Origin of the sequence: Winogradskyella endarachnes, from assembly GCF_009741275.1 — a bacterium.
Taxonomy (GTDB): Bacteria; Bacteroidota; Bacteroidia; order Flavobacteriales; family Flavobacteriaceae; genus Winogradskyella; species Winogradskyella endarachnes.
On the sequence record NZ_WOWS01000003.1, the window covers coordinates 33,977 to 48,113 of the forward strand.

At 32.9% G+C, this 14,137-nt stretch carries 10 protein-coding genes; 4 read left to right on the top strand and 6 right to left on the bottom strand.

Going from position 1 to position 14,137, the window contains the following annotated elements:
- Positions 1-76: 76 nt before the first annotated feature.
- From porZ to GN138_RS08535, 3 genes are all read left to right on the top strand, one after another.
- Positions 77-2,443, top strand: coding sequence for a type IX secretion system anionic LPS delivery protein PorZ (porZ, locus tag GN138_RS08525; protein WP_157363385.1), 2,367 nt, complete (start codon positions 77-79; stop codon positions 2,441-2,443).
- A gap of 3 nt (positions 2,444-2,446) precedes the next feature.
- Complete coding sequence (recO, locus tag GN138_RS08530; RefSeq protein WP_157363386.1) at positions 2,447-3,166, top strand: DNA repair protein RecO; 720 nt, start codon at positions 2,447-2,449, stop codon at positions 3,164-3,166.
- 90 nt (positions 3,167-3,256) lie between these two features.
- Positions 3,257-5,626 carry a TonB-dependent receptor plug domain-containing protein gene (locus tag GN138_RS08535; RefSeq protein WP_157363963.1) on the top strand — a complete coding sequence of 790 codons (2,370 nt, stop codon included), beginning with the start codon at positions 3,257-3,259 and terminating at the stop codon, positions 5,624-5,626.
- Between the two features lie 18 nt (positions 5,627-5,644).
- On the opposite strand, the gene GN138_RS08540 is transcribed toward GN138_RS08535, so the two are convergent.
- Both GN138_RS08540 and GN138_RS08545 read right to left on the bottom strand, forming a co-directional pair.
- Positions 5,645-5,989 (bottom strand): hypothetical protein, encoded by a 345-nt coding sequence (locus GN138_RS08540; RefSeq protein ID WP_157363387.1) that lies wholly within the window; start codon positions 5,987-5,989, stop codon positions 5,645-5,647.
- 91 nt (positions 5,990-6,080) lie between these two features.
- Positions 6,081-11,045 carry a choice-of-anchor D domain-containing protein gene (locus tag GN138_RS08545; protein WP_157363388.1) on the bottom strand — a complete coding sequence of 1,655 codons (4,965 nt, stop codon included), beginning with the start codon at positions 11,043-11,045 and terminating at the stop codon, positions 6,081-6,083.
- 247 nt (positions 11,046-11,292) lie between these two features.
- Here GN138_RS08545 and GN138_RS08550 point away from each other — a divergent pair, with 247 nt between their 5' ends.
- A complete protein-coding gene (locus tag GN138_RS08550; protein WP_157363389.1) occupies positions 11,293-11,766 on the top strand; it encodes a regulatory protein RecX in 474 nt (157 codons plus the stop codon).
- Positions 11,767-11,820: 54 nt separating this feature from the next.
- On the opposite strand, the gene GN138_RS08555 is transcribed toward GN138_RS08550, so the two are convergent.
- The 4 genes from GN138_RS08555 to GN138_RS08570 form a co-directional block, all read right to left on the bottom strand.
- Positions 11,821-12,303 carry a DUF6646 family protein gene (locus tag GN138_RS08555; RefSeq protein WP_157363390.1) on the bottom strand — a complete coding sequence of 161 codons (483 nt, stop codon included), beginning with the start codon at positions 12,301-12,303 and terminating at the stop codon, positions 11,821-11,823.
- Positions 12,304-12,361: 58 nt separating this feature from the next.
- Positions 12,362-13,225 carry a cupin-like domain-containing protein gene (locus tag GN138_RS08560; protein WP_157363391.1) on the bottom strand — a complete coding sequence of 288 codons (864 nt, stop codon included), beginning with the start codon at positions 13,223-13,225 and terminating at the stop codon, positions 12,362-12,364.
- Positions 13,226-13,327: 102 nt separating this feature from the next.
- Positions 13,328-13,579: a DUF3784 domain-containing protein gene (locus GN138_RS08565; protein ID WP_231743057.1), complete on the bottom strand. Its 252-nt coding sequence runs from the start codon at positions 13,577-13,579 to the stop codon at positions 13,328-13,330.
- A 72-nt stretch (positions 13,580-13,651) separates the two neighbouring features.
- Positions 13,652-14,125, bottom strand: coding sequence for a hypothetical protein (locus tag GN138_RS08570; protein WP_157363393.1), 474 nt, complete (start codon positions 14,123-14,125; stop codon positions 13,652-13,654).
- Between the last annotated feature and the right edge of the window lie 12 nt (positions 14,126-14,137).

Below are 14,137 nucleotides of genomic sequence, written 5' to 3' on the forward strand. Positions count from 1 at the left end.
TTTTTTATGACATAATATATGATATTCTCCATAGTTTCGTTACTATTAAATATCTTTGACCAAACTTAATTTACGAATGCGCAGTTCTGTATTTAAAATTTTTATTCTTGTTTTAGGGATTTCCACGTCTTGCTACGCTCAAGATTTTTCAGCTTTATGGCAAGGTCATTTTTCTTACAACAGTATTGTAGATGTGGTTAGTGGAGAAAACAAAATTTATGCAGCAGCAGAAAATGCTGTTTTTGCCTACGATACTACAACCAACCAAATAATAACTATTACTACAGTAGAAGGTTTGTCTGGTGACAGTATAACTACAATTTATTATAGCGAAGTCTATCAATATTTACTTATTGGGTATGATTCTGGTTTAATAGAATTGTATTCTGAGACTGATGCGTCGGTTCTTAGTATTGTAGATATCTTAGATAAACAAAATATTACACCAGCAAATAAAATAATTAATCACTTTTATGAAGATAATGGGTTAGTGTATATTTCTGCAGATTATGGCATTTCAATTTATGATTTAAGTGGTTTAGAGTTTGGAGATACATATTTTATTGGTGATAATGGATCACAAATTTCTGTTAAACAAACAACCATTTCTAATAATGAGATTTTTGCGGCATGTTATTATGGTAATGGTGTAAAAAAAGCCAATTTAAGTAATCCTAATCTAATAGATTACCAACAATGGACAACAGTTGCTTTTGGTAGCTATCTTACCGTAAGTACTTTTAATGATAAAGTTTACACGGCTAATGTAAATAATAATATATACGAAATCACTGACACTACCACTTCTGTGGTAGCAACATTACCTTCTACAGCTTTAGACGCTGAGGTTTCAGGTGGTTATATTACTTTTACAATGGCAGATGTAAGCTATGTATATGGTGCAGATTTGCAGTCTTTAAATGATTTCTATCCTAATATTGATTTCGATACCAGTTTTACAGCATCTGTAGTTTTAGATAATGAGGTATACATAGGAACCACTGATTTTGGTGTGCTTAAAATCGGTGTTAATACAACTGAGACTTATATATCAATAAAACCTAATGGCCCTTTATTTAATAGTGTGTTTCGGTTAAATTCAGATTCAGAAATTGTTTATGCAACCTTTGGTGATTATTCAAATACAACAAACCCGTTTCCGTTAAGAAGTCGAGGACTCAGCTATTACAGAAATGAAGAATGGATTAGTATTCCTTACGATAGCATTTTTGAAGCTAAGAATTTATCAGAAATTTCAATAAATCCATTTAATACTCGGCAGGTTTTTATAAGTGCTCCTCATAGTGGGTTGTTAGAATTAAATGATTTTGTACCCACTGAACTTTATAACCAAAATAATAGTGGTTTAGAACCCTTAGGTGCTGAAAGTGTTAGGATTACTGCTACAAAATTTGATAGCGATGGCTTACTTTGGTCAGTATCAAGTAGAATAGAAAGTCCTTTAAAATCCTATAATCCTACAACAGGTAATTGGCAGAGTTACAGTTTTTCTAGTTTAATTGAAGATCCAGATGATGAGGATGGTTTTTTTGATATTGAAATAGACAACAATGGTACAAAATGGATTGGCTCATACGATAATGGTTTACTAGCGTATAACGAAAGCATTTCAAACAGTCCTTTAAGAAATATCAATACATCAGATGCCACTATTGATCCTTTTACCAGGTTTGTAAGTTTAGCTATAGACAATAATAGCCAACTCTGGGTAGGTACAACAGATGGCTTACGAGTATTGTACAATACAACTGGTTTTTATGAGGATACTAGCCCATCTTTAAGTAAAATTATTATTTTAGAAGATGGTATTGCTAAAGAGCTTTTAGAAGGACAAGTTATTACAGATATAGAAGTTGATGGTTCTAACAATAAATGGATAAGCACCTCAGATGCAGGTGTGTTTTATGTAACATCTGATGGGCAAACTACAATCTATCAATTTACGCAAGATAATTCGCCATTACCATCAAATTCGGTAAACGATTTAAGTTTAGACTCAGATAATGGCATTGTTTATATTGCTACAGACAAAGGATTGCTGTCTTTTAAAGCTGGTGGTTCTGATACTAAAGATACGTTAGACGATGCCTTTGTGTATCCAAATCCTGTAAGACCAGAATATCAAATACTTGGTTTTAGTGATCTTAATGATATTACTAAAGGTGTAAAAGTAAGCGGACTTACAGATAATGTTAATGTAAAAATAACCGATATTGAAGGTAATTTAGTAGCAGAGGCACAATCTAATATTAATTTAAGATCGTCTAATACCAGTTATAATTTTGCTATTGATGGTGGTACTGCCGTTTGGAATGGTAAAAACCTAGCTAATAATGTGGTAAGAACAGGCGTATATTTAATACTGATTTCAGATTTAGATTCGTTTGAAACAAAGGTGCTTAAAGTATTAATAGTTAGATAAAAGATGCTTTCAAAAAACAACAGTATTGTACTTTCAAAATTAAAATACAGAGAGTACGATCTTATTGTTAAATGTTACACAGAGCAACGTGGTGTGGTAAGTTATCTGCTCAAAGGTGTTTTAAAATCTAAAAAAGGCTTATCTAAAACGGTTTATTACCAAGCTTTATCTCAGCTTCAAATAGAAGAGTCTTATAAACCCAATCAAACGCTTCATTATATAAAGGAAGTTAAATTTAATTACATTTATAAAAGTCTTCATACTAACATTTACAAAAGTTCTATTGTTTTGTTTTTGGCCGAAATTCTTTCAAATGTTTTAAAAGAGGAAGAAAAGAACGAAGGCTTATTCGAGTTTATATCTGTAGCCCTTCAATACTTAGATAATGAGGACCAGTTTACAAATTTTCATTTATTATTTCTTTTAAAATTAACACGTTACTTGGGTTTTCAGCCAGAAAATTTAGAGAATGAATACGGTTATTTTAATTTAGAATCGGGAATTTTTGAAGCTACTAATAACGGAATTTACTCTGTTTCTGGTGTAAATTTAACACTGTTAAAACGGTTATTGGGCATAAATTTTGATACTTTAAAAACATTAAAAATTACGGCGATGCAAAGACAAGAGTTTTTGAATATGTTGTTGTATTATTTTGAATTACATTTGGACAGTTTTAAAAAACCAAAATCATTACAAGTGCTTAACGACGTGTTTCATTAAGCTGTTACCAAAAAGGATTTTTTATTGATATTGAATTTAAGTGTGAAGACAAATTTCCTATTTACTATCATTTCTTTTTTTCTACTACAAATGGCAATTGGGCAAACCGTTACTGTTTTGGAGGAAGACTCTAATACACCTATTCTTGGGGTGTCTATTTACAATGCTAATAAAAGTAAAACGTTGATTACAGATATTAACGGACAAGCTTCGTTAGATAGTTTTAAGGATAAAGAAACCCTTATTTTTAAGAATTTTTTATACGAAAAACGAGCTCTCAAAAAATCTGAAATACGAAAACTTAAGGATACGATTTATCTTAAACCAAAGGTGGAATTTTTAAAGCAAATTGTAATTTCTGCCTCAAAATTTGAGCAAAATAAGCGCGAAATTCCCCAAACTATAGTAAGTATAAATGCCAATGATATAACAATCTCAAATCCTCAAACAAGTGCAGATTTACTAGAGAATACAGGTAATATTTATGTTCAGAAAAGTCAATTAGGTGGAGGAAGCCCAATGATTAGAGGGTTTTCTACCAATAGATTATTAATTACTGTAGATGGTGTACGTATGAATAATGCCATTTTTAGAGGAGGAAACCTTCAAAATGTAATTTCAATAGATCCCTTAGCTATTCATCATACAGAAGTTACGCTTGGTGCTGGCTCTGTGGTTTACGGAAGTGATGCTATTGGTGGTGTAATGAGTTTTTATACCAAAAAACCGCAATTGTCTTTTAAAAAACAATTATACTTAAGTGCAAATGCAATGACACGTTTTGCCACAGCTAGTAATGAAAAAACTGGCCATTTTGATGTTAACCTTGGTTATAAAAAGTGGGCGTTTTTAACCAGTGTTTCTTATACAGATTTTGGAGATTTAAGAATGGGAAGTCATGGCCCAGATGATTATTTAAGATTAGAATACGTAGATCAACAAAATGGTGAAGATATTATAGTTGCCAATTCGGATCCACAAGTTCAAAATCCTACAGGTTACAATCAAATTAATCTAATGCAGAAAGTTAGATATGAACCTTCAGATAATGTTGATTTTGATTTAGGTGTGTATTATTCTACGACATCAGATTATTCAAGATACGATAGGTTGTTGCGTTACAAAGATGATCATTTACGCTCAGCCGAATGGAGTTACGGACCACAACAATGGTTTATGGGTAATTTTCAATTAACCAAACTAAGTAGCCGTTCTAGCTTTTACAATAAGATACAAACCACATTAGCGTATCAAAATTTTAAAGAGAGTAGGAGAGATCGAGATTATCAATCTGTAATTAGAGATGTAAGAGAAGAAAATGTAGATGCTATTTCGCTTAATGTAGATTTAGAAAAACGATTTAATAGTAAAATCTCTTTATTTTATGGTGCAGAATATCTGTATAATTTAGTGGGTTCTTATGGTGAAGAACAAAATATAGAAACCAACACCAATACAGCAACGGTAACACGTTATCCTAATGATGCTACTTGGCAATCTTTTGCAGCATATACCAGTTTAAAATATAAGCTAAATAAAACCTTTGTGTTTCAGTCTGGCTTACGTTACAACCAAGTGATAGCTAAGGCTGACTTTACAGAAAATAATGCGTATTTAAATTTACCTTTTGATGATGCAGAAGTAAACACTGGTGCATTAACAGGTACTGCAGGTATTACATGGTCTCCAAGCAAGATGATACAATGGAAATTAAACGCATCTACCGCCTTTAGAGCACCAAATATAGACGATATTGGTAAGGTGTTTGATTCTGAACCTGGTGCTGTTGTTGTACCAAATAAAGATTTAAAAGCAGAATATGCTTATAGTGGTGAATTAGGTTTAAAGTTGAATTTTGATGATAAAGTAATCTTTGATTTAGCGACTTATTATACCTTTTTAGATAATGCTTTAATACGAAGAGATTTTGAGCTTAATGGCGAAACCGAAATTATGTACAATGACGAATTAAGCACAGTACAAGCCATGCAAAATGCGTCTAAAGCTTGGATTTATGGGTTTGAAGTTGGTATGGAAATCAATTTTTCTAAACATTTACAATTACGCTCGCAATACAATATTATTGGTGGCACTGAAGATAATGAAGGTGTTGAAGAGCCAACAAGACACGTGGCGCCATATTTTGGAAAAACACATTTAAAGTGGAAGAAAAACAAGTTCTTAATAGATACTTTTCTCGTTTATAATAATGAGTTTTCTAATAGTCAATTGGCACCATCTGAAGTTGAAAAAGATTATATTTACGCTAAGGACAGTAACGGTAATCCTTATGTGCCATCTTGGTACACGCTTAATTTAAGAACGCAATATAAGCACAATGAAAATTGGACGCTTACAGCAAGTTTAGAAAATATAACCGACCAACTTTACAGGCCATATTCTTCTGGCATATCTGCGCCTGGTAGAAATTTAATTATAGCTTTAAAGTACACCTTGTAATTTTTTTTTGAAATGTGTTTAAAAACCCTTTCCAAAAAATAAAGAGATATCAAAATAATAGGATACTTCCTTACCTTCTGCATTTTTTAATCTAAGGATATCAAAAGGTTTCTTATCATTATAAGCTAAGGCTTGTCCTAGCATAGTGCAATTAATGCAGTTCTTTTTTACATAGACGTATTCTTCTTTAATACTTTTTACAATAATTGCTTTTTCAAAAGAACTACCATCGCGTGCTGTGTTATCAATATTTTTAGAAGTCGTTATCTCTTCTTTTTCAGAATTGTTTATGTTTTTTGTTGAAGAACAAGAGGATGTAAAAATTAAACCAATTATGCAGGTAAGTTGTATAAGTTTTTTCATTGTATAACAGTGATATTGGGTGTTAAAAAAAAATACTTTCTCAATATAAGTATCAAGAAAGTATTATTTATTTTCGTTAAGAACTTTGTTGTTATTTCCTTTTTACCGCCTTCTTACTAATAACTTGTCCGTTAGATAAAGTAATCTTAGCAATGTAAGCAGCTTGGCTTAATTTAGACAGGTTATAGACTTCTGTTGTACTATTGGCTTGTAAATTATAAATGCGTCGTCCTAAAACATCAAGTATCTCAATATTAGTCATACTTAACTCTTTAGAATTTAATTTAAACTGCACATTATTATCGTTTACTTCAACAATAGATATACTATTAGCATCTAAAGTAATATCTTCTATAGAAAGGGCTTGTGTTGTAAATACAATTTCAAAACGGTTATTAAATACACCTGTTTCTGATGTAAAATTGTAATCAGCAATTTTTAAATCGTGGGTTGTATTTAGTAAGTTGTCTTTAATGTAAATAGGGTTATTAGTGTAAAAATCACCTTCAAATTGTGCTATTGAAATGGTGTAAATAGTTTCTACATCAATACTCGTTTTAAAGCCAAGTGGAATAATTTCATTAAGGTCTAAACTGCTACTATTTTTACCTTGTATTACAAATTGCTCATCTGCACTATCAAAAATAGTAGAATAGATGGTTGCCGCTAAGGCAGAAGATTTATTCTCTGTAACATCATAAAAAGAGCCGTCGTTGGCATCTGTAGCGCCATCTAAATGGGCAACTGCAATTTGTTTAGCAACACCATTGTCTGAGCTTAAGTTTAACCATAATACTTTTCTACTCGTTTCAGTGGTTTCACTTCTAAAGAATTGATCATTATTAGTAATTGCTCGCATAGAATTGTTAAAGGTAATTGGCGATGTATCTAAAGTTTCAATAAAGAACCCTTGTCCAGATGGTACAAAATCATTAGGTATTACACCAGATCCACCAGCAACATTTACACCACTTCCTGAAATTACAGCATAATCTGAAGCAGAGAAATTGGCACCTTCATTACCAGAAGCATTAATGTTTTCTGGTGTAGCATGGCTCCATAAATAAATAGTGTCTACAGTACCAGAATTCACACTAAAAAATGCATTAGTATCAATAGCACTTGGGTAAGGATTTCCAATAAAATTCCAATCTGAATATACACTACCTGTTACATGTTCTACAGTAGGTGTAATTACACCATTGTTAAAGGCACCTACAAATGGAAACTGTTGGTTAGCTGGTAAAAATCCTAATGTACTTGCTGTAGCTGCATAACCAACACCAGGAAGCATTGTGCCAGAAGCAATTTGCCAATCGTTACCATCATCATCTATATCATCTTGGCCAGGTGTAAACGTATTGGTGTTAGCATTTTCAATTAGTTCATCTACAAAATTTGCAGCATTAAACACAAAACGTCTAGATACTGGTACTGTTGAGAATACATTCTCTACAGTTTCACCAACCACAGGAGAACTCCAATACGTATATTGGTATGGCGTACTAATTATGCTGGTTTCCTTTTGCACTGTAATAGTACCATTAGCGGTTACAGTAGCCAAATCATTATTTTGTACTACAGCACCAGCGGTAAATACAGTAATATCACCATCTGCAGTGATATCATTTTCAATCTCAATATAGGTTCCGTTAGAAATTTGTAATTCATAGCCAGCGTTAACAATTAAACTACAACCACTAAAACTAGCGTAAGTTGCAGTATCATAATCACCATCTATAATTATTGCTCTGTCTATACTTGGTGGTGTAGACCAATTTGAACCATCCCAAATAGACGATAATGCTTCTAATTTTACAGCATTAGAGGCTGTAAAGCACGTGGCAGTATCTTCTCTTAATTGACAGTAATATTGGTAGCCGTTAAACGTAGAAGTATCTGCTATAGTAAGTGTAGCCGATTGCTGACCAGCGTAATCGGTATCACCTGCTAAGATTTCTGTCCAAGTTGACGTACCTGGTGCATTGTAAAACCATTGGTAAGCTAACTCTTGCGTATCTGCAGGACTTGTACCATCATAACCCTCTGTACCAGCAACGGTATAACTAGCTGAAAACGTACAGTCAAAAGGTGTTGATACAGGTTGTAATGTTACTGTTGGTGGTGTACCTGTAGAAAAGTCATAAAAACCGATATCGCTATAATCAACAGGTGTAAAACTATCCCAATCTGTATCATTCCAAGTAGTGCTAGGTGCTGTTATACCTGTATTTTTACGTCTGTATGTGTAATCATCAGATGAAATGGTAAATACAGTACCTGTAGTATCTCCCCATAAATCTACCAAAGTATTAGTTGGTGCGTAATATAAACGAATGTTATCGTTATCATTAATACCAGTTGCATTATCTTCTAGGTCGTACCCGTGAGTAGCGTAGTTAGTTGTAGAATCTCCACTACCAAAAGCCAGTACAAAAACCTCATTATTTACAAGTGTTCCTATTAAAGGAATGGTATTGGTTGCTGTACCATTTCCATTGTTATGAATACGAATTTCATAATCGGTTAAATCTACACTTGCGCCTGTACCATTATAAATTTCTACGTAAGAATGTGATCCTGTACCATGATCTGTAATTTCACTTATAAATAAATCTGAAGGCGTAGTACCCGAGTTTCCTTCACATGATGATATTAATTGATCAATAACAGTGAATAATTCTGAACTTGGACAACCCAAATCGTCATTAATTTCTAGATTACCTGTTGTTGCGCCAGCAGGAATAGTAACTTCTAATTCTGAAATTGAAATAACTGTAACTGTCGCTGCTATGCCATTTATAGTAGCTGTTGTAGATGCACCAAAATTACTATTACTTGCACTTACATTTACTATAGTGCCTACGGGTCCTGAAGCTGGAGAAAAAGTTAAACTACTTGCAGCACAAACACCCTCACCTTGTACACCAAACGTGTATGGGTTTTCATCACTATCATCACTTACAATTATTATTGTTCCAGTTCTTGTGCCAGAATTAATTGGTGAGAATTCTATATCAAATTGTACAAAATCTCCAGGAATTAAAGTTATAGGTGCAGGATTGGTTGAAATTGAAAATTCAGCTGTATTAGACGAAGAAATGCTAGTTACATTTAAATCTGCAGATCCTTCGTTTCTAATGTAATATGATTTTAAAGCTGGTGTGGCAGTTCCAATTTCCGTTGCAGCAAAAATAGTATTGTTACCAGTATTTGCAGCACTTCCGTTTGCAATTGATGCAAACGTTGTATCTCTTTCAACGTCTATTTCTGGTGATGGCGTAAAACCAACACCTGTTAAGTTAACTTCACAAGTTGCTTCATCTGCGTCGTCACTATTAATAGTAAGCACACCAGTTAAAGTAGCATCTGAAGAAGGCGCAAAGCGAACTGTTACAGTTTCCGAACTTCCTGCTGCAATTGTAAACGGAGTAGCAGGCGATACAATTGTATAATCGCCAGTAATGCCTAAAGAACTTATGTTTAAATCTAATGATCCAATGTTATCAATGTTAAATGTTAAATCAGCAGTACTACCATCACTGGCTACATTTCCAAAATCAATAGTGTATCCACAGTTTTGGTTGTTTGAGGTGTCATCTACCAATTGTAATTCTGGTTCAGGAGTGGAAGCTCCACAGAAAATTTCAACATCATCTAGGTAAAACGAACCACCAGATCTAGGTGATTGCAGAATTCTAATATAATAATCACCAATTAAGTTTAAATTGATGTTAAATGTATTTGCAGTTGTTGTAATATCACCAGTATTTGATCCATTAGCAACTATTGAAGATACAGTTGTCCATGGTCCTGTTGGTGTTGTAGCATATTCAAAATTTATAGTGTAATTAGATGTTCCACCTGATGCGCGCGCTATAAAACTTAAAGACGTTGGGTCAGTAATTGCTATGGAAGTAATAATATCATCATTATTTGTGTTGAATCCAATGCCATTGCCTGTGTTTCCAGCTGTACCATTATTGTATGTACCTGAGCCTCCTGTCCAATTACCATAACCTGAATCGAAATTGTCAGAAAGACAAGGACCTGTTAAAGTAGTATCATCTCCAGTTAAAGGATTTGTTGTATAATACAATGGACCACCAGAACAACCAGAACCATTATAGGCAAATACAAAAAAGTAATATTGGGTGTTTTGTGTTAAACCAGTAGCAGAAAATGTAGTTGCTGTAGAACTTTGTACAACCGTTCCACTTCCTAAAGTATCGCCAATTGTATAAGTTGTTCCATCTACAGGATTTGCTCCCAATGTTGCAGATGTACTTGCTACAACTAAGTAACTGTCTGCTGAAGATGCTGTGAAAGAACCGTCAATTGATGAACTCGTTATGTTATTTAAAACTAAACTTGTTGGTTGAGCTGTTGGTGATGTACAAGGAGAAGTAGTTGTACCATTTAAAACAATATTATCTAAGCCAAATGCCTCATAATTAGCATCTGAATCAGAAACAATTCTGATGTTTATATTTGTACCAGAACCAGTGAAATTGTCTGAAGTTATTGTTTGCAAGGCATATGTTAATACAGTACCATTGGCCGTATTATTGCCTCCTGTAGCATTACCAAAAAGTTCTAAAGGGTCATTGGTTACAGAGCTAGTAAAACTATACAAAGTAGTCCAAACACCAGTGTTGTCATATCTGTATTCTACATATAGCTCATCAGTTGGGTCCCAATCGTTCGGTACAGCTCCAAAATCAATATTCAACTCTAAATCTGTATAACCAGAAATATTTATTGGATCTAATGTTAAAATTCCTGGTGTATTTGAATTTATTGTATTTGGATTGGAACCAACAAATAACCAACTACCAGTGACATTGGTGTAAGGCCCTCCACTTTCATAAATTGTTCCATCACTAGGTATTGCTCTATGAAAATATTGATCTCCAGGATCAACTGAAGGAGCTTGAGAAGGTGTGTGTGAATAACCAGTTAAATTATTTTCAAAATCTATTGTCGCAATTTGCCCATAACCTAAACTAAAAGCAAAACAAAGTAATACTAGCGTTAAAAAGTAGTTTTTAATCATAAGGGATAATAAAAATGAATTAATTGCTTACAATTTTACGTTATAATCATTGTAAGTCAGCAACTTGAAAGTTAAGTATTTATTAATAATTAGGTCTTGTTTTTGGGACTTTTATCTGTAAAGAACACAAAGTATCGATGTTCTGTAAATTTTGTCTAAAAATTAGAAATTTTCAATTGTTAAGATGTTGCTTAGTATCTCATAAAAAAATACTTTTAAATATGTATTCTATTGTATTTTTGAAACCATGGATGTACAAAAAACGTATACAGTAGAAGAGGCCAAACGAAAGTTAGAGCGTTATTGTGCTTACCAAGAGCGTTGCCATAAAGAAGTGAAAACAAAACTGAAGGCAATGCGCATGATACCAGAAGCTATAGATGTTGTTTTGGTGCATTTAATAGAGCATAATTTTTTAAACGAAGAACGTTTTGCTAAGGCTTTTGTGCGTGGAAAATTCAATATTAAAAAATGGGGAAGAAACCGTTTGGTAAGAGAGTTAAAACAGAGAGAGATTTCTAAGTACAGTATTGATGTGGCTTTAAAAGAAATAGACTTAGAGGACTATTACCAAACTTTAGACGATTTAACGGTGAAACGTATACACCAAGTAAAGGAAAAGGATATGTATAAAAAGAAGAAAAAGGTGGCAGATTACTTGCTGTATAGAGGTTGGGAGTCGCATTTAATTTATGAAAAACTCAACGAACATTTAAAATAAAAAAGCCTTTTTGATCATACAAAAAGGCTTTTTTTATGTGTGTTGTGTACGTTTTTACAAATTAAACGTCATACCAAGATTCAAAGTAAATTGGTTGTGTATATCTATAGAATCTTTATCGTATTTGGCAAGCGGAAAGTTAGCTTCTGTGTACAGACCAAAACCTGGTGAAAAGAAATAACGAGCACCTACGTGTCCACCAAAATTTTTAAGACTTAGGTTTAAACCTGGATAAAAGTCAAAGTTTTCGTCTACATTAATAACGTTACCTAAGTTAGCGTTAAAACGTGCTTTTAAATCAAAACGGTCTTCAAAATCTAAATTTTCAATCCAGCTAGAACCACCTAAAGCATAAGAAGACGATACACCAACAGAGATGTTTTCTCCTAAACCATGATCAAAACTAACATTAATCCCAGTAGCATAATCTTGAATATTAGCACCAACTTGAAATTTTTGATCGCCTTCACCTACAAAGGCCTGTGCATTACCAAAACTAAATGCTAATAAAGCGACAATTAATACAATATTTTTCATTTTTTTTATTTTAATAAATCAGGGCAAATATACAAATAGAATTCTAATCTACGTGAGATTATTCGTCTAAAGACTTGGTGTTTGTAATGGCTTTTTCGTTTTTATAATCAATCCATTTTTGCCCTTTTAGGCGTCGCATAAGATTATCAAAATGGCGCATTATTACAATATTATAAATGGCTTTGCCTAAGTTTTTAGGATTTCTAGCAATAGCACGTAAGCTCATAGAAAAACCAGGTGTTATATACCTCATGTAATGCCAATAACCTTCTGGCATGTATAAAACATCACCATGATTGAGTTGGCAGACCCAACCTTTAGCTTTTTTTAATGCAGGCCACTTTTCTAGATCCGGATTATTAAAATCTATATCTTCTCTAGTAATTAAAGCATGTGGCACCTTATAAAGGTATTTAGTTTGTTTTTGATCAAATAAAATACATTCTTTTTTACCGTTAAAATGAAAATGAAAAATGTTAGCCAAATCTATATCGTAATGCATAAAGGTGTGCGAATCTGTACCACCAAAAAACAACATTGGTAATGTTTTCATTAACCGAAGTCCAAAATCTGGGTAGCTAAAGTCCTTTTGTAATTGTGGCACTTCTTTTAAGATATTCCAAAGGAAGATGCGATATTTGGTAGGTTCACGCTGCAGTAAATCTACATAATCGCTCATTTTCATTTCGGCATGCGCTTGGTTAAAACCATCTTTATAATCTACAGGTCTGTCGTCGTAAAGTGGCACCGTAATATCGCCTGCAATATCTTTTATATAATCTAAATTCCACTTAGTGTACGCAGGCCAATCTGTTATAGCATGTTCTATAACCACAGGTTTTTGTGGTTTAAAATAGAGGTTTAAAAAGTCGTCCTTCGTGATTGTTTTTACACGAGGAATTGCTGTAAGATTGTGTTTCAAAAATTAAATGAATTTAGCTTCAAATTTAAAGAAATGAAAATAAATGTCCTTTTTCAAGTGTTAAAATTGTAGGAAGCTTATTATGATTTCAAGTTAAAGAACCTAGTTATCTAATTTAAATTTATCAGAATTTGAAACGATTAGTAAATAAGGAATACCAATCATTAAGGCACCAAAAAAGAAATACTCTTCTAGTTTAGGCTTGTCTAATCCATAACTTAAAGCTAAACCTATAAGCATAATTACAGCCATACCAAACATGGCATTTCTGAATACAGTGGCAATGCCTTCTATATCATAGTTCTCTTTTTTTTCAGTAGACATGGTATTATAACTAGCTATTAAAAAGTACATTTTACCGTACTTAATCAATGCCCCTAAAACAATAAACAAGATTATAATAAACAACATAGGTTTTGATTTTAATTATAACCATTTGGTCTCTCTAGATGTGGCATCTAACACATCTATTTGTAAAACTGAAGCAATTTGTTTAGCTTTTGTAAAGGCTTCGTCTACGTCTTTTGTATCGTAAATCTCTATTTTCTGATTGGTATTATAAAACAAATTTACTTTAACAATAGCACTAGAGACATTAGCACTAGCACTTGCAGCCCAAACGGTTGTAGTTTCTGTGGTTTTAAAAACAGATACATAGTCTATGTCTGGAAGCGGTTGCCATTTGCCAAACGATAAGCCAAAAAAAGATTTTGTGCGTCTATAAGTGTTTTGTTTAAAATTTAGTTCAACACCATCTTGTATTAGTAAATAGATACCTGTAAAAAGTGGAACTAAGCCTTTAATATCATCAAATAAGGTAATAAGACCAACAATTAGAGCAACAAAGCCCAAAATCAGCTGCCACAGTAAATTTTTTCGTTTAAATTTAAATATGTTCATAGTTGATATTTA